The 23,750-nt window shown below is 54.7% G+C and carries 24 protein-coding genes and 1 tRNA gene; 12 read left to right on the top strand and 13 right to left on the bottom strand.

Features of this window, described 5'->3' with window-relative positions:
* Positions 1 to 394 precede the first annotated feature (394 nt).
* The 3 genes from HUV30_RS11330 to HUV30_RS11320 all read left to right on the top strand — a co-directional run bounded on the left by HUV30_RS11330 (position 395) and on the right by HUV30_RS11320 (position 3,337).
* Positions 395 to 1,453, top strand: a complete 1,059-nt coding sequence (locus tag HUV30_RS11330) for a GAF domain-containing protein (protein ID WP_174405558.1) — start codon at positions 395 to 397, stop codon at positions 1,451 to 1,453.
* Positions 1,454 to 2,476 carry a rod shape-determining protein gene (locus HUV30_RS11325; RefSeq protein WP_174405557.1) on the top strand — a complete coding sequence of 341 codons (1,023 nt, stop codon included), beginning with the start codon at positions 1,454 to 1,456 and terminating at the stop codon, positions 2,474 to 2,476.
* A 66-nt stretch (positions 2,477 to 2,542) separates the two neighbouring features.
* Complete coding sequence (locus HUV30_RS11320; RefSeq protein WP_308481192.1) at positions 2,543 to 3,337, top strand: inositol monophosphatase family protein; 795 nt, start codon at positions 2,543 to 2,545, stop codon at positions 3,335 to 3,337.
* Between the two features lie 131 nt (positions 3,338 to 3,468).
* On the opposite strand, the gene HUV30_RS11315 is transcribed toward HUV30_RS11320, so the two are convergent.
* Positions 3,469 to 4,107 (bottom strand): NUDIX hydrolase, encoded by a 639-nt coding sequence (locus HUV30_RS11315; protein ID WP_174405556.1) that lies wholly within the window; start codon positions 4,105 to 4,107, stop codon positions 3,469 to 3,471.
* Between the two features lie 53 nt (positions 4,108 to 4,160).
* Between HUV30_RS11315 and rimI the strand changes: the two genes are divergently transcribed.
* From rimI to HUV30_RS11295, 4 genes are all read left to right on the top strand, one after another.
* The gene (gene rimI / locus HUV30_RS11310; protein ID WP_174405555.1) at positions 4,161 to 4,793 is read left to right on the top strand and encodes a ribosomal protein S18-alanine N-acetyltransferase; all 633 of its coding nucleotides are present in this window, start codon (positions 4,161 to 4,163) and stop codon (positions 4,791 to 4,793) included.
* 93 nt (positions 4,794 to 4,886) lie between these two features.
* Positions 4,887 to 5,639, top strand: a complete 753-nt coding sequence (gene tpiA / locus HUV30_RS11305; RefSeq protein ID WP_174405554.1) for a triose-phosphate isomerase — start codon at positions 4,887 to 4,889, stop codon at positions 5,637 to 5,639.
* Between the two features lie 45 nt (positions 5,640 to 5,684).
* The gene (gene secG, locus HUV30_RS11300) at positions 5,685 to 6,029 is read left to right on the top strand and encodes a preprotein translocase subunit SecG (RefSeq protein WP_174405553.1); all 345 of its coding nucleotides are present in this window, start codon (positions 5,685 to 5,687) and stop codon (positions 6,027 to 6,029) included.
* Positions 6,030 to 6,072: 43 nt separating this feature from the next.
* A tRNA-Leu gene (locus tag HUV30_RS11295) sits at positions 6,073 to 6,159 on the top strand.
* 71 nt (positions 6,160 to 6,230) lie between these two features.
* On the opposite strand, the gene HUV30_RS11290 is transcribed toward HUV30_RS11295, so the two are convergent.
* From HUV30_RS11290 to xerD, 11 genes are all read right to left on the bottom strand, one after another.
* The gene (locus HUV30_RS11290) at positions 6,231 to 7,004 is read right to left on the bottom strand and encodes an alpha/beta fold hydrolase (protein WP_174405552.1); all 774 of its coding nucleotides are present in this window, start codon (positions 7,002 to 7,004) and stop codon (positions 6,231 to 6,233) included.
* A 217-nt stretch (positions 7,005 to 7,221) separates the two neighbouring features.
* A complete protein-coding gene (locus tag HUV30_RS11285; RefSeq protein ID WP_174405551.1) occupies positions 7,222 to 7,386 on the bottom strand; it encodes a hypothetical protein in 165 nt (54 codons plus the stop codon).
* Between the two features lie 91 nt (positions 7,387 to 7,477).
* On the bottom strand, positions 7,478 to 8,185 hold the full coding sequence (locus HUV30_RS11280) for a LexA family transcriptional regulator (RefSeq protein WP_174405550.1): 708 nt from the start codon (positions 8,183 to 8,185) through the stop codon (positions 7,478 to 7,480).
* A 372-nt stretch (positions 8,186 to 8,557) separates the two neighbouring features.
* A complete protein-coding gene (gene lysA, locus HUV30_RS11275) occupies positions 8,558 to 9,805 on the bottom strand; it encodes a diaminopimelate decarboxylase (protein ID WP_174405549.1) in 1,248 nt (415 codons plus the stop codon).
* A gap of 24 nt (positions 9,806 to 9,829) precedes the next feature.
* Positions 9,830 to 10,285 carry a hypothetical protein gene (locus tag HUV30_RS11270; RefSeq protein ID WP_174405548.1) on the bottom strand — a complete coding sequence of 152 codons (456 nt, stop codon included), beginning with the start codon at positions 10,283 to 10,285 and terminating at the stop codon, positions 9,830 to 9,832.
* A complete protein-coding gene (mutS, locus tag HUV30_RS11265; RefSeq protein ID WP_174405547.1) occupies positions 10,278 to 12,995 on the bottom strand; it encodes a DNA mismatch repair protein MutS in 2,718 nt (905 codons plus the stop codon). Before mutS ends, HUV30_RS11270 begins: the two co-directional genes overlap by 8 nt.
* A 94-nt stretch (positions 12,996 to 13,089) precedes the next feature.
* Positions 13,090 to 14,214, bottom strand: a complete 1,125-nt coding sequence (locus HUV30_RS11260) for a tetratricopeptide repeat protein (protein WP_174405546.1) — start codon at positions 14,212 to 14,214, stop codon at positions 13,090 to 13,092.
* 3 nt (positions 14,215 to 14,217) lie between these two features.
* Positions 14,218 to 14,580: a lipopolysaccharide assembly protein LapA domain-containing protein gene (locus HUV30_RS11255; RefSeq protein WP_174405545.1), complete on the bottom strand. Its 363-nt coding sequence runs from the start codon at positions 14,578 to 14,580 to the stop codon at positions 14,218 to 14,220.
* Between the two features lie 84 nt (positions 14,581 to 14,664).
* Positions 14,665 to 15,147 (bottom strand): HIT family protein, encoded by a 483-nt coding sequence (locus tag HUV30_RS11250; RefSeq protein ID WP_174405544.1) that lies wholly within the window; start codon positions 15,145 to 15,147, stop codon positions 14,665 to 14,667.
* Positions 15,148 to 15,406: 259 nt separating this feature from the next.
* Positions 15,407 to 18,292, bottom strand: a complete 2,886-nt coding sequence (locus HUV30_RS11245; RefSeq protein WP_243452158.1) for a CBS domain-containing protein — start codon at positions 18,290 to 18,292, stop codon at positions 15,407 to 15,409.
* 2 nt (positions 18,293 to 18,294) lie between these two features.
* Positions 18,295 to 19,206: a site-specific tyrosine recombinase XerD gene (xerD, locus tag HUV30_RS11240; protein WP_174405543.1), complete on the bottom strand. Its 912-nt coding sequence runs from the start codon at positions 19,204 to 19,206 to the stop codon at positions 18,295 to 18,297.
* A 197-nt stretch (positions 19,207 to 19,403) separates the two neighbouring features.
* Here xerD and HUV30_RS11235 point away from each other — a divergent pair, with 197 nt between their 5' ends.
* The 5 genes from HUV30_RS11235 (at position 19,404) to fsa (ending at position 22,823) form a co-directional block, all read left to right on the top strand.
* On the top strand, positions 19,404 to 19,757 hold the full coding sequence (locus HUV30_RS11235) for a sulfite exporter TauE/SafE family protein (RefSeq protein WP_174405542.1): 354 nt from the start codon (positions 19,404 to 19,406) through the stop codon (positions 19,755 to 19,757).
* 226 nt (positions 19,758 to 19,983) lie between these two features.
* On the top strand, positions 19,984 to 21,150 hold the full coding sequence (locus tag HUV30_RS11230; RefSeq protein WP_174405541.1) for an LL-diaminopimelate aminotransferase: 1,167 nt from the start codon (positions 19,984 to 19,986) through the stop codon (positions 21,148 to 21,150).
* Entirely contained in the window at positions 21,129 to 21,650 is a 522-nt protein-coding gene (gene folK, locus HUV30_RS11225; RefSeq protein WP_308481318.1) for a 2-amino-4-hydroxy-6-hydroxymethyldihydropteridine diphosphokinase, read from the top strand. Before HUV30_RS11230 ends, folK begins: the two co-directional genes overlap by 22 nt.
* Before the next feature lie 22 nt (positions 21,651 to 21,672).
* On the top strand, positions 21,673 to 21,981 hold the full coding sequence (locus HUV30_RS11220; RefSeq protein WP_174405540.1) for a transcriptional regulator: 309 nt from the start codon (positions 21,673 to 21,675) through the stop codon (positions 21,979 to 21,981).
* A gap of 194 nt (positions 21,982 to 22,175) precedes the next feature.
* Positions 22,176 to 22,823, top strand: coding sequence for a fructose-6-phosphate aldolase (gene fsa, locus HUV30_RS11215; protein ID WP_174405539.1), 648 nt, complete (start codon positions 22,176 to 22,178; stop codon positions 22,821 to 22,823).
* Between the two features lie 63 nt (positions 22,824 to 22,886).
* Here fsa and HUV30_RS11210 read toward each other — a convergent pair whose 3' ends face one another.
* Entirely contained in the window at positions 22,887 to 23,531 is a 645-nt protein-coding gene (locus HUV30_RS11210) for a hypothetical protein (protein WP_174405538.1), read from the bottom strand.
* Positions 23,532 to 23,750: the final 219 nt, after the last annotated feature.

Raw genomic sequence — 23,750 nt, 5'->3', positions numbered from 1 at the left:
ATCATATTGTATTATCTAAAAAATTTCTACCATTTCATGAAAAATGAAGGCTCCGGATTGTGGGGCAGTTTTACAAAAAATTACTAAATAATTTCATGATATTAACTGTGGTAGAGTGGTGCCCTGTTTCGGCTGGAGGTTCGGGGAGATTGAAACAACCGCAGGATTACTATACTAATATTAACAATTGGGAGCCCTGTTGACCTGTTCTTCGTCCAGTCTTCCTTCTTTTCATGGTTGTGGCGCTTCCCCGCCCACTGTTATCATGCGGGATATACTGCGGAAGAGCTGGTGAAATCTGTTATCCTGCGTCTCAGGATTGCGGAAAGCTCCCGGTCATAGATAAAGCATGCTAAGCATAGCCGGTTTCATGTGATCCGGCAGGTATATTTTAATGAATACCAAGTCCTGCTATGAGCGCATCCTCGGAATAATCTGCAGCGTTTTTGATGCGTATTCAGCTGTATTGATAATGCCCGACAACTCCGGAAGAGAGTTTGCCGTTGCGGGCAGCTTCAGTCTTGGCGACCTTGTGAACAAGGGAGCCCATTTTGTTCCGGGCAAAGGGCTTGTCGGATGGATTCTGAGCAACCAGGGGCCGATGCTGGTTAACGACTTTGATACGCGCCAGTATCATCTGGGGTACTACTCGAATAACGAGGAAACCAAGATCAAGGCCTTCATGGGCGTTTCCCTGAAGAACGGAACCGGGGCGCTCTGTCTGGACAGCAAACGCCAGTATTCCTTTTCCAACAAAGACCAGAAAATCCTTCAGCTGTTTGCCGATCTTGTCTACGAAGTGCAGTCCAGTTCCTGCCTTGCGGCGGAACAGGTAAATCTGGGAAAGTATTACAGCTGCCTGCAGTTGATTTATGGCCTGCGCAAGCGACATAAGAACTGGTCCAAGTTCCTTGAGCAGTATCTCGGCATCATGGCCGAGACCTCGGGCTTTTCCTACTGTAGTTTCGCCTCGCGTGACGAGGCCGGTCAGAACTATTATATCGAGGACGAAACACAGCCGATTGTACAGGGCGAGGCACAGGCCATTCCCTACGGCACCGGGCTTGTGGGCTGGGTATTCAGAAACGGCAAGCCTGTGTTCATGGGCGGGTCCGACTCCGGCACACAGTCTTCGCCGTTGTATGGCAAGCTGGCAGCGCATCCCGGTTTTCAAAGCGTTATTTGTCTGCCGCTGACAATCGGGCGCATAACCCGCGGTGTGCTTGTGTTTGCGAGCGAAAATCCAAAGGAAATTCCTGAGGAGCTCAAGGTTTTCTGTCAGATGGCTTCTGAACATCTGGCATTATTTCTAGAAAACCTGTATTTACGGAGTCGGTTGCACGAGGCTGCACAGCAATTACATCAATTGCAGCAGGCTGCAGCAGAAAAAACAGAGCAGTCTGAGGAACTTGAATTTGATTTTTCCACTTCGACCCAAGAAGAGAGTGCCTAAATGTTCGGCAAATTGTTAGGACTGTTCGGCAAGGATCTTGCCATGGACCTTGGCACCGCGAATACCCTTTTATACACCAAAAGCGACGGAATTGTGCTTAATGAACCTTCCGTTGTAGCCATTGATAACGACCGGAACACAGTGCTTGCCGTAGGCAAGGAAGCTAAAGAATTTCTCGGTCGTACCCCTCAGCGCATCCGCGCCATCCGCCCCATGAAAGACGGTGTTATCGCCGACTTTGAAGTCACCAAACAGATGATCGCTTTTTTCATCAAGAAGGTGATTACCGGTTTCTCCCTTGCCAAGCCGAACATCGTCATCTGTGTGCCCACCGGCATTACGCAGGTTGAAAAACGAGCCGTAATCGAATCCGCCCAGCAGGCAGGAGCACGCGATGTGCGCCTTGTGGAAGAGCCCATGGCCGCGGCCATAGGTGCCAACATGGCCATTCATCAGCCCCTCGGCAACATGGTGGTGGATATCGGCGGCGGTACTACCGAAGTGGCTGTCATATCCCTTTCTGCCATCGCCTATGCCGAATCCGTGCGTGTGGCCGGCGACGCCATGAACAGTGCCGTGCAGAGATATTTTCAGGAAGAGTTCAAGCTGCTCATCGGCGAAAACATGGCCGAGCGCATCAAGATCAGAATCGGTTCCGCCCATCCGCTGCCGGAAACGCTCTCCATGGACGTTTCGGGCAAGGATATGGTCAGCGGCACCCCCAAGTCCGTACTGGTGACTGACGGACACGTACGCGAAGCCCTTGCCGATCCCGTAAAGGCCATTGTCATGGCCGTGCGCAAGTCCCTTGAAAAGACCCCGCCGGAACTTGCAGGCGATATTGCCGACAACGGCCTGCTGCTTGCCGGTGGCGGAGCGCTGCTGAAAGGACTCAACACGCTCATCACCAAGGAGACCAGCCTCAAGGTCGTCATCGACGATGATCCCCTCACCACGGTGGTTCGCGGTACCGGCCGCACCCTTGATGATCGCAAGTTCTACAGCAAGGTGTATATCAACTAGACTTGCCCCTTCGACAGAATGGCGGCCTTCGGGCCGCTTTTTTGTTGTGAAAGGGTAAAGGAGTGCATGATGGATACAGCAGCATACGCCTCTATTCTCGAGGCAGCGACAGCCGCCGTGAAGGAATCCGGCAGCATTATTCAGGACAGCTGGTACAAGCCCCGCAAGGTTACCCTTAAAGGCCGCATTGATCTGGTGACGGAGACGGATGTGGCAGTGGAAGAAGACCTGAAGCGCCGCCTGCATTCCATTTTGCCCGAGGCGACCTTTCTGGCGGAAGAAAGCGCCGGAAATGCCCAGCTGAGCGATCTTGCGTGGATTATCGACCCTGTGGACGGAACCACGAACTTTGCCCACCAGATACCCTTTGTGGCTTCATCAGTAGGGCTGTGGCACAAGGGCAGGATGGTGGCGGGTATTGTGAATGCGCCCATTCTGAACGAATGCTTCACCGCGGCCAGAGGGCACGGGTCCGCAGTGAATGGCCGGCCCATGCAGGTAACGGCTACGGACAACCTTGAGCACGCACTGGTTTCCACGGGGTTTCCCTACAGCATCTGCGAGAATGTTGAAGAAATTCTGCACTGGCTGTCCAAGACTTTGGTGACAACGCGTGGTGTTCGCCGCTGTGGTGCCGCTGCCCTTGATTTTGCCTTTGTGGCAGCCGGAAGATATGATGCCTTTTACGAAATAGGCCTTCGCCCGTGGGATACCTCTGCAGGCTGGCTGCTGGTGGAAGAGGCGGGCGGCCGGGTCACCCAGCTGGATACCAATCTGCCTTTCGAGTTGTATTCCCGTGGGGTGCTTGCGACCAACGGCAGCCTGCACGACACCATGTTTACCTTACTGAAGAAAGACTGATCAGGGATTTTTCATAAGAGGAGTATGGCAGGGACGGTGGCAGATGGTGTCTCATCTGCTGGCAGATTCTGTATCGGCTGACTGTCGGGTCGCTTGAGTCAGCAGCTGTCAGGATTCAGTTCGTCATCAGATCAATTGTCATCAGGCAAATCGTCTTCTGATGAATCTTCATCTATTTCGACATCCGCCAATTCGTCATCAGTCAGTTCGGCGGGATCGCCGATATCGGGAAGGTCAGAAAAGAGATGGCCGTTTTCGGCAGCCCAGATGACCGCAGGGGTGAGCAATTCGCGAAAGCCTTCGTACATGGCGGCGAACTCTTCCTGATCCAGAAACAGGCCTTCGGCCACTTCTTCAGGGTTGGGGCAGGGCTTGTCTCCCCCAACCCGGGCAGAGAACAGGGATATGACGGCAAAGTCCGTTTCCGGAGTGGCCGGTATCTGCGCAAGCAGATTGACCTTGCCGGGAAAGACTCGCAGCTCCTCGTTCAGCTCGCGAAGAGCCGCATGTTCACGCGATTCCCCGGCTTTCACGTGGCCGGTGGATGATAGGTCCCAACGGCCGGGATACAGCTTTTTGGTTTTTGCACGGCGTTGCAGATAGAGCCGTCCGCCATCGTCATACAGCAGTGTGAGTACCACCCGGTGCCGAAGGGGCTGGGTGTGCACGTCATTAACAGGCATGACCATGAAAGGCTTGTCGTTTTCGTCGACAACTTCCACGAATTCGGTAATGTCTTCTATGAGTTGCTGATAAATAGTTTCAATCATGTTTAACTGGGTCGGGTTGTGCTGTGCGCAGCCGCTGAACCCGCGTTGGTAATATGTCAGATACCACATTGCCGAAGGAGCAGGGCGGGCCGGTTTCTTCCGCCGGGGAACACGCTGATGAACTGGCTGATGGTCAGGGTAATAATCAGGCCAAAGTTCAGGTCAATGTACAGGCTCGCGAGCAGGCCGGTGACCCGAAGACCGCAGCCGCAGCTGTTTCCGCGCAGAATGCGGACTTCTTCAAGCTCGGGCCGGAGCATATAACCGAAGTCGCCGAACTGGAAAAGCGCTGTTTTTCCATGCCCTGGCAGGAAAAGCAATTTCGTCTTGCCTTCGAGCAGCATGTATTTTCCATATTCGGCCTGCGGCAGAATGGTGCTCTTGTCGCGTACGTGGCCGTATACCATACCCCGTACGAACTGGAAATCCTGAACATTGCCACGCATCCCGATCACCGCAGGCAGGGGCTTGGCAAGCGGCTTCTCGGTCTCATGTTGCAGATCGGCGTGAAGATGGGCATAGAGACTTCCGTGCTGGAGGTTCGCCGCTCGAATGCCGCAGCCATTGCCCTGTACGAAAGTTACGGCTATGTGCAGTGCGGCGTGCGCAGGCACTATTATACGGATACCAACGAAGACGCTCTTGTTTACACCAAAAGCCTGCAGGAAGATGCCGCATCGGCATGACGGACGCATGAATCATTGCGTGTCCGGCATTCTTTCGCATACTATAGTTGAATTGCACACAATGCTTGCAGATAACTGAAGGAGACGACGGAAATGAAGAAACTGATGGCCGCCAACTGGAAGATGTACAAGACCGCTGACGAGGCGAGGGAGACTGCGCGCGCACTGGTGGATAAAGTAGGTTCATTGCCGCAGGATCGTGAAGTGCTCATTTTTCCTCCTTTTACCGCACTGCACGGCACCGTTGAGGCTGTGAAGGGCGCTGCAGGATTCAATGTGGGCGGGCAGGATGTGTATCCGGCTGACGAAGGCGCCTTTACCGGAGAAATTTCTCCGGCCATGCTTGCCGCCTGCGGCTGCAACTGGGTGCTGACCGGCCATTCCGAACGTCGCCATGTGCTTGGCGAATCCAACACCTTTGTAGGACAGAAAACAGCCTACAGCCTTGCCAAGGGGCTCAAGGTATGTCTTTGTATTGGCGAGAAGCTTGAAGAGCGCGAAGCGGGCAAGCTGACGGCAATCATTCATACCCAGCTTGAAACCGGGCTCAAGGATGTGCCAGCGGATATTTCTCCCGAAGTCATTGCCATTGCCTACGAGCCCGTCTGGGCCATCGGCACGGGCAAGGTGGCAGGCCCCAAGGAAATCCTTGAAGCCCATGCCATTGTGCGTGAAAAGCTTGTTGCCATGTTCCCAGCCACGGGGGCACAGATGCCCATTTTATATGGTGGCAGCGTGAAGCCGGACAACGCTTCGGAAATCGTAAGCCTTGACAATGTCAATGGAGTTCTGGTAGGAGGCGCTTCTTTGCAGGCTGATAGCTTCAGCCGCATAGTGCTTGCATAAAATTGGATTTCAACGATCTTCGTTGTTCCTAGGAGGACATTCTCAGTGGAAAACCTGATTCTTATCCTGCATATCGTGGCCTGTGTCGCCCTGGTTATCCTTGTTCTGCTTCAGGCCGGCAAGGAAGGTATGGGTGTCATCTTCGGCGGCGGCAGCCAGTCCATGTTCGGCAGCGGTGGCGCCGGCGGTATGATTGCCAAGCTGACCGGCATCATGGCCGTAATCTTCCTGTTTACTTCCCTGAGCTACAACTACATGACCGGTCATTCCTCCTCCGACGAATCCGGCATCATTGATGTGAAGATCGAAGAGAAGTCCGCACAGGACAAGCCCCTTCTTCTGGAAGAGGCTGCCCCCAAGCAGGAGCCTGCTGAAAAGCCTGCTCAGTAATATGGTATTCGGGTCTTGATGACCTTGCTATACACGGGAAATCGCCGGGGTGGTGGAATTGGTAGACACGCTATCTTGAGGGGGTAGTGGGAGAAATCCCATAAGGGTTCGAGTCCCTTCCTCGGCACCATAAGGTAGAAAGGCCTGCAGCTAATGCTGCAGGCCTTTTTCCTTTGCAAGTGCGTCCGGGCAGGCGTTGCATCATTTGCCCAGAAATTCGTTAATACAGCTCATGAGCAACTCGGGTTTTTCTTCATGAATGGTGTGGCTGGCAAAGGGGACGTTCAGCAGGCAGGCACCGGCTACCATGTCTGCAATTTCCACCGCCTGCTGACGGGAGATGAGCATGTCGTCATCTCCGCGAACCACAAGCAGGCTGCCTGTGATGTCGCGTATCATCTCGCCGGGATACCCCACCGGACCGGTATCAAGCCACAGCCGGAGTATCTGGTCCGTGAGCGTGCAGAAATCGGGCTTCGGGTTGAGCCGTTGGTAGACGTTGTAGCTTTCCGGAAACATGGCCTTCCAGCTTTCTGCTGTTACTTCCGCAAACAGGGCGCGCGCCGGGTCATCCTCAGCGAGATGCCAATGGGAGCCGATGGTGACAAGCTTTTCGATTGTGATGTTGCCTTCAGCCGCCAGACGAAGCCCGACAATGCCACCATCACTGTGACCGATAAGGCTTGCGGTGGTGATGCCCAGATGTTTCAGCACTTCTTCCACATCTTTCTGAATTCGGGCGTATGTGAGTGGTACGTCGCCCAACGTGGATTTTCCCTGTCCGCGGCTGTCTATGCCTATGAGCAGGTAGTCTGCTTTCATGAAGGGAAGCAGGGCATTGAAGGTCTCCATGTCACCGAAGCCACCGTGGAGCAGGACAAGCGGTTTTCCGTTCCGGTTTCCCCGTAGCTCAAAATAGATACTTGCACCTTCCACATCAAGGTGCTGGCCGTCGGCATGATTGAATAAGGGCATGGAAGATGCTCCATAGTTGAATTTACGTAAAAGGAAGCGCGGCACTCCGGGGGCAGACCGGAATGCCGCGCGGAGGAAACAACCGACCGGGGAAGCCTTTTCGAGAGTCGGTGTATTTCGCGCAAGTGATGGTTTATATAATGCAACAGCAGAGGGCCAAAAAAACGGGGCTGATCCCGCATGCATCTTTCCGCTTTGATAGGGGCGGGCCAATACATTACCGCAGAGAGTCGATATCAAGCGGGCGTCCGCAGCAGGGGCAGCTTTCCACCCGGTGTCCGGCCTTGAGTCCTGCGGAGAATATCCGGCAGGCAAAGGAATTGCTGTTCATGATGTAGTCGACCAGAACCATGAAACCACAGGTGCAGAAACGCTTTTGCATGACCGTTCTCCTTGTATGTTGCCTTCTTGTTTATTAAAGTTAACTTTGCTGTTCCAAAAAAAGGGCATTGCCCTTTTTGTTTCCGAAAAAATTAACGATATTCCCGACTAATCCATACTATGCGCCCGATGACGCGAAAACTCTCAAGCTCGTCTCCCCGAACCTGAATGGGGGAGTAGTCCGGGTTGTCGCTATGCAGGACAACCTCTCCCATTTTGCGTTCAAGGCGTTTGACCATGACAGTCTCTTCAAGGCCCACGGCGTAGATGGAACCGGCAAAGATGTCCTTTTGCGACTGGTCCACGAGAACCATGTCGCCTTCCCGAATTTCGGGTTCCATGCTGTTGCCGAACACATCCATGAGGACCATGGAACCGGGCTTTCCCTTTCTGGCAAGCCAGTCCTGTCTGAAGATGTGCTCTTCCACCACGGCTGCCTCCACGTCAAAGGAGCCGCCGCCGGCGCACAGTCGTGCGTAGACCTTGGGTACTGTCGCAATGGCCGGAATACTTGCCACCTGTTCGTGCTCAGAATGAGTGGCGTGGGCGGGGGAGGCGGTTGCAGCGGCATCCGCTTTTGCACGCTGGGGCATCCCCTTCCCGAATTCAAGCCAGTCGGGATTCAGGCCGAATTGACGTGACAGGGCCAGAATCCATTTGGAAGGCACGGCATCGCGGCGTTTCGCCTGTGTAATAGCGGAACGGTTCACTCCCAGCGCCGTTGCAAGATCCTGCTGACTTTTGATGCTTGTGGCTTTCTCCAGTCTGCGGAAGAACGTGTGGAAGTCCAGTTGTGCCATGCTTTCTCCTTATCGTGTTGCTCTGTTGCTGTTTATAAACAAGGTTCTCATCCTGTGGCAAGCTTTTTTTGAACATTTGTTTATATAAATATCCATTGAGTTGATATGGTGCTGATTATAAAAGAAGTTTTAAATAAAAACGCCGGAGGATTTCTCCTCCGGCGTTAACAATGTGCGATGGCTCTGTTTATTAAACCAGATTATCAAATTAGATTTTTGGGCTAGATTCCCCGGCTTTTACTTGGCCTGTCTAGCTGGCCTGTTTATCTGATCCCTGTATCTTGTCTGGTATCTGGTTTAGCTATCTGCTCAGACAACTGGCCCAGTTGTCTGGGCGGGCTGTCTATTTGTCGTGCAGTATAACTGTCACGGTCACAGGCTTCCTTCTTCCAGCGCAGTGAGGTCCGCATACGTTTCGCGCTTGCGGATGACCTTGACGGTATCACCATCCACCATCACCTCTGCGGCACGCAGGCGGGAGTTGTATTGCGAACTCATGGAAAAGCCGTACGCCCCTGCAGAGAACAGGGCGAGCAGTTCCCCTTGCTCCACGGCGGGGATGGTTCTGTCCTGCGCAAGAAAGTCGCCTGATTCGCAGATGGGGCCGACCACATCTACATCCCGCTGCTCCCGTCCCTGTGGGACAACTTCCGCAATGCGATGGAAAGACTGATACAGGGAGGGGCGCACCAGATCGTTCATGGCGGCATCTACGATGACGAAATGCTTGCTGGGAGTATCCTTGGTGTACACAACCTCGGTTACCAGTATGCCGGAGTTACCGGCGATGACGCGGCCGGGTTCAAGAATAAGCGTAAGTCCGGTTCCCTTGAGGCGTTCCGTGACGGCTCTGCCATATTCTACAGGGTGGGGCGGCTCTTCCGTATTGTAGGGGATGCCAAGCCCGCCGCCAAGGTCGAGGTAACGGATGTTTATTCCCTCGGCCTTGAGGGTTTCGTAGAATTTCATGACCCTGTCCAGCGCTTCGAGGAAAGGTTCAATGCTGGTCAACTGTGAACCTATGTGGCAGTCGATGCCAATGGGCTCGACACCTTCAAGCTCGCCGGCTCTGCGATAGGTCGCCAGCGACTGTTCAATATCAAGCCCGAATTTGTTCTTTTTGAGTCCAGTGGAGATGTAGGGATGCGTTTTAGGGTCCACATCCGGGTTTACGCGCAATGAAATGCGGGCAACCTTGTTCAGCTCGCGGGCAACGGAGGCAATGCGCTCAAGTTCCTGCTTCGATTCCACATTGAACATCAGGATTCCGGCTTCCAGCGCTTCGCGTATTTCCGTGTGCTTCTTTCCCACACCCGAATACACAATGCGTTCAGCGGGGACTCCGGCCTTGAGCGCCCGGTGCAGTTCACCACCTGAAACAATATCCATTCCTGCGCCGAGCGAGCCGAGCAGCTTGAGGATGTTGATGTTGGAGCATGCCTTCACCGAATAGCAGGTAAGGTGCTGAATGCCTTCAAAGGCGGAATCGAACGCCTTGAAGTGATGCGTGAACGTTGCCGAGGAATACACATACAGCGGCGTGCCATATTCCTGCGCAAGCTTGCGTACGGGCACGTTTTCGGCATGAAGTTCCCCGTTACGGTATTCAAAATGATGCATGCGTGCCTCCTGTTGCGGAACTGTTTATTCCATTTCCACACCACGGACGGTGGAAGTGGCGTGTTCCAGCGTACCGTAGACGTTTACCCCGACCAGTCTCCAGCGATAGGCACCGGATTTGCGGGTGGGGCAGTAGAGCGTGGAGAAAGCACCCTGCTGGGAGGTGATTCCCAGCTCTTCAGGATGATATTCCACCCGTTCGTTGGGGTTGAAGGGGCAGGTGGGGCAATCTTCCGCCGAGCCTGCGGTCTGCAGTTCAAGTGCAATATACTCTATGTTGCGCAAATTGCCATTCAATTCCGCTTCGACCCGGATGCATCCGGAAGCAGGAGTGGCGTTGGCCCGAACCCAGCTGAAGCTGTCACTGGTGTCTCTGGGTTGCGGCCAGCCTTTTTTGCCGCAGCCTGCAATCATGGGTGAAGCGGCAAGCAGGGCCACAAGAAGGCCGGAACAAAGCTTTGTAAGGGTAGATCTAGTCATCGTTATCCTCGCTTGCAGTGCTGCCCCAGAGCATTTTCCATTCGGTCAGGCGTTTCAGGGCATCCATTGGTGTCATATTATCGGTATCAATATCGCGCAGAGCCGTGAGCAGGGGATGCACAGGGGCTTCCACCACCGGCTTTTCCTTTTGTCTGGGCGGTTCCGGTGCGGGCACCCCCGGAAGAAGAGACTGGGCCGGACGCGGCGGCTCAAAATGCTGGCCGGAAGCCTTTGCCTTGCGTTCAAGATCTCCGAGAATTTCCTTGGCACGGCGGACGACTCCGGCGGGAACTCCGGCAAGTTTGGCTACTTCTATACCATAGCTCCGGTCCGAGGGGCCGGGGACGAGGCGGCGCAGGAACACGATATCGCCGTTCCATTCCTTGATGGCGATATTCATGTTGTGCACGCCGGGTATGGTGCCTTCAAGCGCCGTCAGCTCGTGGTAATGCGTGGCAAAAAGCGTGCGTATGCCATCGGACCTGCGGGCCAGCTCCTCAACCACGGACCATGCCAGAGACAGACCGTCGAAGGTGGATGTGCCGCGGCCGATCTCGTCCAGAATGACGAGGCTGCGTTTGCTTGCCTGTCGCAGAATGCGGGCTGTTTCCATCATTTCCACCATGAAGGTGGACTGCCCCTGTGCCAGATTGTCCGATGCGCCCACGCGGGAGAATATGCGGTCTGTCAGACCTATGCGGGCTTCACGGGCCGGAACGAATGAGCCTATCTGTGCCAGAATGCAGATAATGGCTGCCTGCCGCAGCACGGTTGACTTACCGGCCATGTTGGGGCCGGTGATGAGCAGTACGCGGCGTTTGTCATCTATGCGCAGGTCGTTGGGAATGAAATTGCTGCTTCCCTGCACGGCTTCCACAACGGGATGACGCCCTTCAACTATGGTGATGTCCTGTCCGCTGTGCAGTTCGGGACGGGTCCAGTTCCATTTGCGCGCTGTCTCGGCAAGGCCTTGCCAGTAGTCCAGCCATGCGAGCATGTCGGCCATGAACAGCAGGCGGGGACGGGCCTGCGCCACCAGATCGCGCAGTTCCTGAAACAGCTTGTATTCAAGTGTCTTGCGGGTATCGGAAGCCTCAAGTAATTTTTCTTCCAGCTCCTTGAGGCGCGGGGTGGTGAAGCGTTCCGCGTTGGCCAGCGTCTGCCTGCGGATGAAGTGTTCGGGTACGGATTCCCTGACAGCGTTGGACAGCTCGAAAAAGTAGCCGAATACCCTGTTATACTTCATCTTCAGCTTGGGCAGGCTAGAGCTCTGCTGTTCTTCTGCCAGCAGTTCCTCAAGCTTTGCCTCGCCATGCTCTGTCAGTTCAATCAGCTCATCCAGTTCCGGTTTGTAACCGGATTTGAAGAGTCCGCCTTCCGTGAGCAGATGAGGCGGGTTGTCCACAAGGGCTCTGTCCAGCATGTCACTGTAGTCGAACATGTCGTCCCAGTTGGCAAGCAGGCGGGCAAGGAAGCCGGGAAGGGACAGCCCCTGATCTTCATCGGCGGTGGTATAACCGCCAGTAGTATCCGGTTGCTCCAGAATTGTGCGGATGCGTGGCAGTGAATCGAGGCTGTTACGCAGCGCAATGTAATCTTTGGGCGTGGCCCTGTTGAGCTGTATGCGCGTGCTCAGGCGCTCGATGTCATATACGTCCCGCAGAGCAGTGCGAAACTCATTGCGCAGGCTGTCACGCGATGCGAAATGTGCAACCGCATCAAGCGTTTCACTGATGGGGCCCAATTCCCGCCACGGGTGGCGCAGACGTTCTTCAAGCAGACGCCCGCCCATGGGTGTCTGTGTCTGGTCAAGGACGTGCCAGAGGGTACCCAGCCCTTTTCTACCATCAAGACGGCGGAATATTTCAAGGTTCCGCTCTGTGATTTCATCAAGGATAAGATGCTTGCTCAGATTGAGCAGTTTGAATTGCCCAAGGTGTGTGAGTTCCTGCTTCTGGGTTTGCCCAAGGTAGGTGAGCAGCGCTCCGCACGCGCGGGTAAGCTCCTTGTGCTTTTCAAGGCCGACAACTGCAAGGTCTGTAATGTTGTGTACCTGCATGACGCGGTCGCGACTGCTGGCATAGTCGAATGCGGGGCGCGACGGCATGCGGTTTATATGCGTATTAACCAGCGCAAAGGATTCCGGCACGGCAACCGTATCCGGCACCAGCAGCTCGCGTGGGCCCATCTTCTGAGCCCATTGCCACAGCTCGTTGATTTTGGTCACGGAAAGGCCGGACCAGTCGCCAGTGGAGTAATCCATCCAGGCAAGACCACCGCTGGCTGCCGCTTCATCCCAGAACAGGGCGGCAAGAAAGTTGTGTCCCTTGGCGGCAAGGTTTGCGTCTTCCACCACGGTGCCGGGGGTCAGCACCCGTTTTACGGCGCGTTTGACCAGCCCTTTGGCTTCCTTGGGGTCTTCAATCTGCTCGCAGATGGCAACCTTGTGGCCCTTTTCAAGCAACTGAGGCAGGTAAGTTTCCGCCGCATGATAGGGAACACCGCACATGGGGATGCGGTAGTCGGCATTCGGGCTTGAACGGCTTGTCAGGGCGATCTGAAGATCACGGGCCGCAATTTCTGCATCCTCGAAAAAGAGTTCGTAGAAGTCGCCCATGCGGTAGAAAAGCAGGCAGTCCTTGTAGTCTTCCTTGATCTGGAAGTACTGCTCGAACATGGGGGTAAGCTTGGGAATTGCGGCGTCGCTCATGGTATTGTTCGATTCTAACGTCATGAAAATGTGGTGAAAGTTATGATGATGTCCAACTGCTCAATAGGGGAGAGCAGAGGAACGGGATGAAAAATCAGTCTTGCAGCGTGATTCTGAAAGCGGCGGAATGCCAACTGCGGCAACGCGGGCAGACATAGAAGGTATGGGAACGGCGTATGCCACAACTGCTGCACACGAAGCGTTTCACCTGTTTTGCCTGTTCCACGAAGAAGGCAAGATGGTTGCGAAAAACCGGCGAAAGGGGCTGGTCATCCATGGAAAGGCCAAGAAGCTCAAGCCGTGCCGCCCAGAAATCGGGGCTGAGCACCATGGTTTTTGCGAGCCATGCGTTGGCTTCTTCAGGATTCCCGCAGCGCAGCAGAAAAAGAGCCCCGTAGTACTGCAGAATAAGGTCAGGTGCCTGCGCCTCCAGAGCGGGCATGACCGCCTCGCAAAGGTTGGCGGTGAACTCGCCTTTGCTTTCCTTGGTCGCCTCGGTCTTGGAGGGAGAAAAGGAGAGCATGCCTTCCAGCAGCAGGAAGCGCATGGAAGGAGCAACGGAGCCAAGCGCCTGCGTAAGCAGCAGACCTGTTTTTCTCCATTCCCGATCGGTGGTGGCCAGCGAAATAAGCGCAAGCCATGCCTCGACCGAGCCGCTGTAAACTTTCAGGGCCTTGTGCAGAAGTTTTTTGCTGTCGGAAACGGCACCGGCATCATACAGCTCTTCCGCATGGCGGACCAGATAATGGGCCTGAGCAATTCTGTGATCCAGCTTGCCGTAAAGGCTGGCCGCATTCTGAAAGCTGCCGGTTTCGGCATAGAGCCGTGCCATGGCCCTGAGCAGTTCTTCCGTTTCTCCGCCGAGCTTGCGGGCCTGTTCAAAAGATTGCATGGCGCGGTCCATGAATCCGCCGCGCTTGTAATCGTGGCCGAGCTCGAAATAGGCCCGGGCCTTGAACTTGTCGTCAAGACCCGGGCGAACGATCAGATTGCTCCGTATCTGGACCGCCCGTTCAATTTCCCCCTGAGACCGGAAGAGGTTTCCGAGGGCGAGATAGATCTCCACGGCGTCCGGATCATTGCGGACAGCCTGTGAAAGCTCGTTGATGGCGGCGCGGGTATCTCTCTCCCCCGGAGGAGTACCTCTGACGGGAGAAAGAATGGTGTTTCCCGGTTTTCCCGTGTGGGTGCCGGGCCAGAAACGTCGCAATATGGACACGGATTATTCCGCCTTTGCCGCCTCGGGGGCAGCAGCTTCAACAGCCATGGGCTCGGCGGACTCCAGCGGCTGGGTGCGCAGGGCGTTCACTTCTTTCTCAAGCTTCTTGGACTGCTTGCGTGCCTTGCGGACAGCAGCACCAAGACGGACGCGCTCAATGAAGAAGAACAGAACCACCACAATGGCACCAAGGGCAAACGCGCCCAGAATCAAGAAATAGATGGGCAGGGGAATGGTCGACCACGACTGGAAGAGCAGGTCGAACTTGAGGGTTATTGTCTGGGAAAGTTCCGCGGTGTTCTGCTGGAAGAAGACCATGGTAAGGAAGAAAACAATAACAAGCCCCAACACCTTGATAAAACGCATATATTCCTCCTGAGTTGGCTCGTGCCGGGGCGGATTGTTCGTGTGGCAGACCCGCTTGCCGACCTTCTGATTTGTTATGCAATATTATAACTCGTCAAACAACGGTTTTAATGCCTTGTATGTTGAATGCAGGTGTTCCGGAATGACACGGGTTTCGTTCATGACTGCCATGAAGGAGGAATCGCCGTTCCATCTGGGCACAAGGTGAAAGTGCAGATGTTCGCGGATTCCCGCGCCGGAAGCTTCGCCCAGATTCAGTCCCACGTTGATGCCGCCGGGATTGAAGTGCTGCTTGAGAATGCGCACGCACGCCTGCAGCAGGTCCATGTTTTCATGGGCCTCTTCCGGTGACAGGTCAGCCAGGTTCATGACATGCCGGTAGGGCGTAACCATGAGATGACCGTTGTTGTAGGGAAACTTGTTCATGATGACGAAGTTGTGCTTGCCGCGATACAGGATGAGGCGCTCTTCGTCTTCATCTGTATGTTCGGGCAGACAGAACACGCACGAATCCGGCTTGGGACCAAGAATGTAGTCAAGCCGCCAGGGAGCCCATAACACTTCCATGGTTCAACCTTTGCTTTAACTTTCTCCGGGCCGGATCGCTGAGCGGGTTCCGCCCGAACCCATTATAATTCTGTCATTTCAGGACGTTGTCTACATACGGCTTATTGCCGGTATAGCGGCATCCGGTTCCACACCGTTCATCTTGCATGATCAGGCGAGGTTAGTTGGGTCTACACGCGATATGTCGCAAGGGCAAGCCTTTAGCGGCATCGGGCCTTGCAAGGCTGTCCACTTGAACTTCAGCTTTCTGTCGCGTTTCTCAATGTTCCTTTGACTGATCAGGAGAGGAATTCGGGACGGGATTCGAATCGGAATTTGAGCCGTCCCCATCCTTGAATTCTTCGGTGCGTTCTTCAAACGGTTCATCGTCGGAAAAAACGGCATGAAAAGGCTCTGTATCCGGTTCAGGACCGCGGCAGGTCTTTCTTCTGGCCAGATAGTCGGCATCTTTTGCAGTTTCTTCACGCACGAGAGACTGCGCCATGTCCAGCTGCATCTGCCGTGTGGGGGCCGCACCATCAAGCTTGGCTGAGAGAACGCGGGAGAGAATGCGTCCATACGCCGGCCCGGGCGGAGCGCCCATGATTCGCAGATCTTCTCCCGTTATATCTACCTTCATGCCGCGCAGGTGGGTGAGATAGTGAGAAATACTTTTGCGAAGCTCATCTACGCGCGTTCGTGCCATGATGAACAGCAACCCTTCAACCCGGATGGGAGAAAGGGTTCTGTGCAGCCCGCTCATGGATCTGTCGTGCCGCCCCCAGTTGTTGAGCAGAGTTATGCCCTCGCGGATATTCTCACGCAGCATGAGCAGGTCGTCTTCCTGCCGCTTGGTGAAATGGAACCGTGCGGTCACCTCCTTCACTTCGGGATAGGTGGCATTGATCAGCAGTCCCATGAAATAGAGCATCCACGGCTCGGGAGCGTCGGCAAGATAGAGCAGCCGGTACCAGTTGGCCACGTTTTCCAGCTCCTCAAGGATTTGTTCCTTGGTGGGAGTGAGGCGCAGCTGGGGGTGAATGATGGTCAGCAGGCCGAACTCGTCCATGCGGCGCAGGCAGGCCAGAGGGCGGGCTTCGTGTAGAATGGCATCCACTTCATTGAAGATGCGGCTGCCGCTGAGCTTGTCCATGAGCCCGAGCTGTAGAGCGTTCTTTATGAGCCGCGTGGTTTGCGGTCCTATCTGGAATTCAAAGCGCTTTTCAAAGCGGATGGCGCGCAGAATGCGGGTGGGGTCTTCCACAAAACTCAGTGAGTGCAGAACACGCAGCATCTTGTCCTTCATGTCGCGCTGCGCGCCGAAGAAGTCGATAAGGCGGCCGAACTGTGGCTTGTTCAGCTGAATGGCCTGTGCGTTAATGGTGAAATCCCGCCGGAACAGGTCCATTTTTATGGACGACAGTTCAACCGTGGGCAGCGCGGCAGGGTACTCATAGTATTCAAGGCGCGCCGTGGCTACATCCACCCGTTCCTCAGTGCCGTTGTCATCCTTGTAGATAACGACGGCCGTCTTGAACTTGTTGTGCGCGCGTACACGACCGTTCAGCACCCGTGCCAGCTCGCGGGCGAAGGCTATGCCGTCGCTTTCCACTACCAAGTCAAGGTCGAGGTTGCTGCGGTTGAGCAGCAGATCCCGTACGAACCCGCCAACGGTATATACGGGCACTCCCAGAGAGTCGCCAAGATTTCCGGCCACTTCCAGCAGCGAAAACAGGCGGGCGGGCAGGCGTTCGCGCAGGAGCGATTTCACGTTTCTTTCGCGCCGCTTTTCAGGGAGCAGCGTCTCTGGAATGCGCGCCGGTTCTTCAACTATGGTGTTGATGATGTCCGTGCGGGTGATGACGCCTATGATGGCGCCGTTATCCACCACAGGAACAAGGCGCTGGCGGTTGCTCACCACGATTTCCATGACCGGATAGAGGCTGTCTTCGGGGTGCACGGTCTGGATGTTGCGCTGCATGTAGACGCTCACCGGCATGTTGCCGAGCCCGTGGGTTATGGCCCGTGTCGCGGTCTGATATTCAAGGTAGCCCGCCACTTCCGAATGATTTTCGTGCTTGATGATGGGGACGGCCTTGAGCCCGTAACGGTTCATCACTTCTTCGGCGTGGGTGATGGTCGAGGCATCGTCAATGGTTACGGCCGGTGCGGACATGTGGTCGCGCACCAGCTTCTGTTTGTTCACGGAAGAAAACAGCAGGGCAAAGAGTTCATCCTTTACTTGAGAAAGAGTTCTGTCCTTCACGGAAACGGAAGCGGCATAGGCATGCCCGCCACCGCCGAGGGATGAGCATATCTGCCCCACATCCACTTCCGGCAGGCGGCTTCTGGCAACCACGTGTACGCGATCGCCCATACGGCCCAGCGCAAAGAGCACTTTAAGGTTTTCCATATCAAGCATCTTGTGTGCCAGCAGGGCAAAGTCTCCCACGTAATGCTCTATGGTTGCCTCGGCCATGACCACGGAAACCCCGTTAATGTCATGGGTGGTGGCACTTTGCAGCATGGCGCTCAGAATGGAGACCTGCTCCGTTGTCAGGTCGCGCGTCATGAGTTCGGAGATGGCGTTCAGGTCCATGCCTTTCGTTTTGAGCCACGCCGCCGCCTGAAAATCGTGCTCGGTGGTGGAGGCAAAGGAGAAGGAGCCCGTGTCCTCGAATATGCCCAGACCAAGCAGGGTTGCCTCTTCTTCCGAAACAGCAATGTCCTTGTCCCGCAACATCAGGGTGATGATGGTGGTGGTAGCCCCCCAAGGTTCATACACACTCTGGGTTGCGGGCAGATCATCGTCCGACGCGGGATGATGGTCGTAGAGCAGAATTTCGAGACCGGGATTATCCAGCGCAGCTTCCACATGAGGAATGCGTGAACGCTGGCGGGTATCAACGACAATGAGTCTGCGGACCGTTGAAAAATCAATGTCCTTGGACTGCTTGAAGTTGAACATGTAGGTGGCACTTTCAATGAAGAAATTGCGCAGGTTCCGTTCCTGACTGCCGGGGAAGACCAGCACAGCATCGGGATGGAGCTTGCTGGCCGCCACCATGGCCGCAAGGGCGTCAAAATCCGCATTGGCATGTGCCGTAATGAGAACGGGAGCGGGAATCTGATGCCCGTTGCCGGTTTTGTTCGTGGTGCCGGGCACGTCTACATCCTTGATCGGGGGTGGTATTTGCGGTGCACCTGCCGGAGCCTGTCGGCCTGTACATGCGTGTAGATTTCTGTAGCCGCGATATCAGTATGACCGAGCAGCAACTGCACCGTTCGCAGGTCCGCGCCGCCGTCCAGCAGGTGCGTGGCAAAGGAATGGCGGAAGGTGTGCGGTGAAACGCTTTTGCGGATTCCGGCTTCCTGCACGTAACGCTGAATGTTTTTCCACACCGCCTGGCGCGTGAGCTTTTTGCCTGAGCGGTTCAGAAAGACGAAGTTCTGGACGGGAGAAAAGGCCGGCCGCCAGTCCCGCAGGTAGATATCAAGGAATTTTGCGGCCGCTTCGTGTACAGGAACAATGCGCTCCTTGCCCCCCTTGCCGAAGACGCGGACAAGGCCGGTTTGCGCGTCGAAATCGACAGGCGCAAGCGAGATGAGCTCGGAAACGCGCAGGCCCGCTGCATACAGCAGTTCCAGCATGGTTCTGTCGCGGAATCCAAGTTTGGTTTTGAGAATTGGCTGGGCGAGAATGGCTGCTACCTCTTCCTGCGAGAGTACATCCGGCAGGGTCTTGGGCAGCTTCGGGTTCTCAAGGTACTGAACCGGATTGTCGCTTAACACCCGTTCTTCAAGGCAGTAGGCGAAAAAGCCGCGCAAGGCGGAAAGATGTCGCGCAAGACTGCGGCTGTTAAGTCCGCGCCTGCGCAGATACATGACATAGAGAAATAGTGATTGGTCTGTCACGGACTCAAGCTGGAAGCGTTTCTCCTGAAGAAAGATCAGAAAGCTTTCCATATCCGTGGCGTACGAGGCAATGGTGTTTTCGGATAACCCGCGGGTTACGAGAAGATGTTGAAGATAGCTGTCCACAAGCGGATGCGTGGTGGGAGTGGTGGGTGCCTGAGTCATCAGTGTTCCGTAGTATTTCGTTGCTGCAAAAGGTGCATTTCAATTGGTTTAATACGTTACACGGTGTCGGTGTGCCAGACAAGGGTAGCCCGTGAAGATTTCTCGCGGTTTAATTGGTCTGACCAATTGACAGTGGTTCAAAACAAGAGGAAAGTGGTCTGACCAATTTGGTTATAATCACGCAAAGGAGTTTCATCATGGACAGCATCATTCTTGCCGCAGCCGGGATTCTGGTCGGAATAGGGGCCTCGTTCACAGGCCTTGGCGGCGGTTTTCTCACCGTTCCTCTGCTGCTCTTTCTCGGTTATAACGCCCAGAAGGCCGTGGGTACTTCGTTTCTGGCTATACTCATCATTTCCATATCCGCGCTCATAGCACACAACAAGCTGGCCAACATCGACTACCGTGCCGGTATTCTGCTGGGTATCGGCGGCATGATCGGCGCGCAGATCGGTGCAAGGCTCATTGAAGGAGTTCCGACCGACGTGTTCAAGAGGATCTTCGCCTTCGTGCTTGTCGGGCTTGCAGCCTATCTGTTCCTCAAGAAGTAGGAACGCATCAGAGCCGCTATCATTATTATAGAGTGACGCGCGAAGGGGGAGGGTATCTGCCGAAAACGGTTTGTTGCCATGGCTTGCGGGCTCAATAAACACTTGTTTTTTGGGCCCACAAGTGGCATATGCCACACAAGTAATTACAGAAGGAACAGGGCTTATGGCAGAGCCCTTCTTTTTTTACCGGCAAAAGGGATTGAAATTTTAAGGAGAACGCAACGCCATGGCACAGTTCCAGCTTGCAGACCGTTTGGCAAAACTGCCCCCCTATCTCTTCGCGGAAATCGACAGAATCAAGGCACAGGTTGCCGCCCGCGGTGTGGACATCATCAGTCTGGGAATTGGCGATCCCGATATGCCCACCCCCGATTTCATTATCGAGGCCATGAAGAAAGCGGTGGAAAAGCCTGTAAACCATGCCTATCCTTCCTATGTAGGCATGCTGTCTTACCGTGAAGCCGTTGCTGACTGGTACAAGCGTCGTTTCAACGCCGACCTTGACCCCAAGAGCGAAGTTGTAAGCCTTATCGGTTCCAAGGAAGGCATTGCCCACTTCCCGCTGGCGTTCATCAACCCCGGCGACCTGGTGCTGGTGTGCACTCCCAACTACCCAGTTTACAACATTGCCACCGAATTTGCCGGCGGTATCGTGAAGTTCGTGCCTCTGACCGAGGACAACAGCTTCCTGCCCGACCTTGATGCCATTGATGAAGAAACGTGGACCAAGGCCAAGGCAATCTTCGTGAACTATCCGAACAACCCCACGGCCGCCATGGCTGATATGGCGTTCTACGAAAAGCTCATCAAGATCGCCAAGCAGTACAACGTGATCGTTGTGCACGACACCGCCTACACTGAAATCTACTACAACGAAGACAACAGACCGCTGTCCATCATGTCTGTTCCCGGCGGCAAGGACGTCGCCATCGAGTTCCATTCGTTGTCCAAGACCTACAACATGACCGGTTGGCGCGTGGGTATGGCTGTCGGCAACCCCCAGCTGGTTGCAGGCCTTGGCAAGATCAAGGAAAACGTGGACTCCGGCGTATTCCAGGCCGTGCAGGAAGCGGGCATCGTGGCCATGCGCGACGGCGACCCCTTCACCGCCGAGCTGCGCAAGATTTACAAGCAGCGCCGCGATATCATGATTGCTGCGCTACGCAAGGCCGGCATTCACTGCAACGTGCCTGAATCCACCTTCTACATCTGGTGCCGCGTGCCCCAGGGCTACACCTCGTCCGAATTCGTGACCAAGGTGCTGCAGGAAACCGGTGTGGTTATAACCCCCGGTAACGGTTTCGGCACTCCCGGTGAAGGGTATTTCCGCATTTCCCTGACCGTGAATGACGCTCGCCTTGAGGAGGCGGTATCCCGAATCGTCAAGCTGTAGAAGCATTTATCTGCCTCGGTTCCAATATGGGAGATACGGATGGCAACCTTGCCCGTGCCGTTGAAGCCATAGCTGCGTTAGACGGCGTGACGGTCAAAGCCGTTTCCGGCGTGTATCGCACCGAGCCGCAGGAAAAGAAGGAGCAGGCCTGGTTTGCCAATCAGGTGCTCTGCGTTTCCTGCATCGGTGCCATGGACCCCGAGTCGCTTCTTACCTCTTTGCTGAACATCGAGTCTTCCATGGGGCGCTGCAGAAACAGCAGCGCCCCTGAAGACCGTTTCGGCCCCCGCGTCATTGATCTTGATCTGCTTTTATTCGGTGATGTGGTCATGGAGAGCGAAAAGCTCATTCTGCCTCATCCCCGCATGCAGCAGCGGGCCTTTGTTCTGGTACCGTTGCGTGAAATTGCCCCCGAACTGACTTTTCCCGACGGAAAAACTCTGGTACAAGCCTTGAACGCGTTGCAATATCGCCTTGAAGGCGACCAAATCTGGCAATAACGACAAAGACAAGGGTAGGCCAATGCTCATCAAGTTACTCATTTTCGCCGTGTGTGGCTGGGCTCTCTTCAAGATGTTCACCAATGACAGCAAGAAGAAGTCCGACAAGGACGCCGCCAAGAAGGCGAAGGACATCGAACGCAAGGTAGCCACCGGCGAAATGGTCAAAGACCCTGTCTGCGGTGCCTATGTTTCCCTTGATCAGGAAATTCGTGTGCGCGACGGCGAGAATATCCACCGTTTCTGCAGCTACGAATGTCGTGACAAGTATCTGGCTCAGCTGGAGCAGGGCGGCCGCGAAATTGCTGCCGAGGCCAAGGAAGAAGCATAACCGTTCTTCTGAGACCGTACAGTTTTTCATGTATGAGAGGATTCCTGCCGGATTCCTCTCTTTTTTTATGCCTTCTCTGATTTAACTGGCTGAAAGAGAGGGCTTTTTATTGTCATTCGCGTTCTTCACATGCTAGGTTGGCTTTCAGGATTGTTTCATTCGCGCGAACAACATGATCAATCAAGCGAGGCGACATGGAATTCTTCATCGATACAGCGAATCTGGACGAAATACGTGAGGCGCAGGCCTACGGACTAATCGACGGGGTAACTACCAACCCGACGTTGTTTTCACGGGAAAAGGGCGACTGGCGCGAGATAGCGCAGGCTGTCTGCAACGAGGTGGAAGGACCTGTCAGCCTTGAAGTTGTAGGACTCAAGGCTGAAGAAATGGTTCGGGAGGCGAAGGAGCTTGTCAAGTTCGGCTCCAATGTCGTTGTAAAAATCCCCATGATTCCCGAGGGGATAAAGGCCGTACGCACCCTTACGGAGATGGGCATAAAGACCAATGTAACACTGGTCTTTTCGCCCCTGCAGGCATTGCTTGCCGCCAAGGCCGGAGCCACCTACGTCTCTCCCTTTGTGGGAAGGCTGGATGGTATCGCGCAGGACGGCATGCACCTCATCCATGAAATCATGACCATTTTCAACAACTACGGATTTGCGACCAAGGTGCTTGTTGCAAGTGTGCGGCACCCCCGCCATGTTGTGGACGCTGCAACCATGGGAGCACATACGGTGACTGTGCCGTTCAAGGTGCTCATGTCTTTTACCCAGCATCCGTTGACCGACAGCGGTCTTGAATCGTTTCTGGCTGACTGGAACAAGGTCGTTCAGAAATAAGCTCTTCACTCTCTGCACAAAAGGAAAGCGCTCCGGTTTCAGGCCGGAGCGCTTTTTTGCGTTTTAAAAGGCTGCTAGTTCCACAATCCCTTTTTGTCTCCAGTAGCGCCGGATGAACCACACGCTTGCAAACAGAAGAAGAACAAACAACGGCCAGCCCAGTAGCCATGCAGAAAAAGACACAACCTCATTGGCCGGGGCAGTATCTTCTCCGGAATAGAGAATCAAGGCCTTGAGGAAAAACAACAGGGACCAGCCCAGATTCACCAGCCGCCACCCGCGATTGTAGTACGGGGAATTGCGTAGCTGTTCCGGGAAAAAATGTTCATGCAGCAAATCTTCTGCAAGCCCCTGAAAGAGCGGAAACCGCAACAGGGCAAAAAACAGCAATCCGGCACCGAGTAGCAGGGCATAGAGAGCAGGGGATTTGTCCGCAAACTCATGCCGTTCCAAGAATAGCGCCGCGAACTCCACAAGAACCAGAAGGGCGGCCACGCCGGAAAATCCATCCAGTCTGCTGTCGGCCACCACTCGCCAGCCGAGCACGCAAAAGCACACAGCCGTAGCCCACATCAAGCCTTCAAAGGGAAAGCCGATGCTGTTCATTATGCCGTATACGCACAGAGGGATGCCGAGCCCCGTGAACATGCGTACCAGCTGCGCTTTTCCGGCCATGCGTCGGAGTAATTTGAATACAGAGTTTGTCATGCCGTACCCGTTTACAAGTGTGAAAGGCCCCAAAACGTCAGAACGTTACCCGCACAAGTAGTTGAGCACGGTCCTTCAGGTGACATTCATACGAAGGCTCACGCGAAGGACAAGTAAAATGATTCGATGGAGAAATGAGTATGTGCCTCAGGGGATCAATTACGTCAACCCGCCTAATCAATTTGATTTTTCATTGAGTGATCATTTTTAAACCAGTTT

This window comes from Desulfovibrio subterraneus, assembly GCF_013340285.1.
Classification (GTDB): Bacteria; Desulfobacterota; Desulfovibrionia; order Desulfovibrionales; family Desulfovibrionaceae; genus Halodesulfovibrio; species Halodesulfovibrio subterraneus.
The sequence above is the reverse complement of the archived record's forward strand: the minus strand, read 5'-3'. Positions and strand labels throughout refer to the sequence as shown.

Excerpts from the sequence above, each read along its gene's own strand:
- HUV30_RS11320 (WP_308481192.1), top strand. The coding sequence starts at position 2,543 with ATGATGGATACAGCAGCATACGCCTCTATTCTCGAGGCAGCGACAGCC.
- HUV30_RS11290 (WP_174405552.1), bottom strand. The coding sequence starts at position 7,004 with ATGCCCTTATTCAATCATGCCGACGGCCAGCACCTTGATGTGGAAGGT.
- HUV30_RS11330 (WP_174405558.1), top strand. The coding sequence starts at position 395 with ATGAATACCAAGTCCTGCTATGAGCGCATCCTCGGAATAATCTGCAGC.
- fsa (WP_174405539.1), top strand. The coding sequence starts at position 22,176 with ATGGAATTCTTCATCGATACAGCGAATCTGGACGAAATACGTGAGGCG.
- HUV30_RS11285 (WP_174405551.1), bottom strand. The coding sequence starts at position 7,386 with ATGCAAAAGCGTTTCTGCACCTGTGGTTTCATGGTTCTGGTCGACTAC.
- HUV30_RS11210 (WP_174405538.1), bottom strand. The coding sequence starts at position 23,531 with ATGACAAACTCTGTATTCAAATTACTCCGACGCATGGCCGGAAAAGCG.
- HUV30_RS11230 (WP_174405541.1), top strand. The coding sequence starts at position 19,984 with ATGGCACAGTTCCAGCTTGCAGACCGTTTGGCAAAACTGCCCCCCTAT.
- HUV30_RS11315 (WP_174405556.1), bottom strand. The coding sequence starts at position 4,107 with ATGATTGAAACTATTTATCAGCAACTCATAGAAGACATTACCGAATTC.
- mutS (WP_174405547.1), bottom strand. The coding sequence starts at position 12,995 with ATGAGCGACGCCGCAATTCCCAAGCTTACCCCCATGTTCGAGCAGTAC.
- HUV30_RS11255 (WP_174405545.1), bottom strand. The coding sequence starts at position 14,580 with ATGCGTTTTATCAAGGTGTTGGGGCTTGTTATTGTTTTCTTCCTTACC.
- HUV30_RS11250 (WP_174405544.1), bottom strand. The coding sequence starts at position 15,147 with ATGGAAGTGTTATGGGCTCCCTGGCGGCTTGACTACATTCTTGGTCCC.
- HUV30_RS11270 (WP_174405548.1), bottom strand. The coding sequence starts at position 10,285 with ATGACTAGATCTACCCTTACAAAGCTTTGTTCCGGCCTTCTTGTGGCC.
- HUV30_RS11280 (WP_174405550.1), bottom strand. The coding sequence starts at position 8,185 with ATGGCACAACTGGACTTCCACACGTTCTTCCGCAGACTGGAGAAAGCC.
- rimI (WP_174405555.1), top strand. The coding sequence starts at position 4,161 with ATGTCAGATACCACATTGCCGAAGGAGCAGGGCGGGCCGGTTTCTTCC.
- lysA (WP_174405549.1), bottom strand. The coding sequence starts at position 9,805 with ATGCATCATTTTGAATACCGTAACGGGGAACTTCATGCCGAAAACGTG.
- HUV30_RS11325 (WP_174405557.1), top strand. The coding sequence starts at position 1,454 with ATGTTCGGCAAATTGTTAGGACTGTTCGGCAAGGATCTTGCCATGGAC.
- HUV30_RS11235 (WP_174405542.1), top strand. The coding sequence starts at position 19,404 with ATGGACAGCATCATTCTTGCCGCAGCCGGGATTCTGGTCGGAATAGGG.
- xerD (WP_174405543.1), bottom strand. The coding sequence starts at position 19,206 with ATGACTCAGGCACCCACCACTCCCACCACGCATCCGCTTGTGGACAGC.
- tpiA (WP_174405554.1), top strand. The coding sequence starts at position 4,887 with ATGAAGAAACTGATGGCCGCCAACTGGAAGATGTACAAGACCGCTGAC.
- HUV30_RS11220 (WP_174405540.1), top strand. The coding sequence starts at position 21,673 with ATGCTCATCAAGTTACTCATTTTCGCCGTGTGTGGCTGGGCTCTCTTC.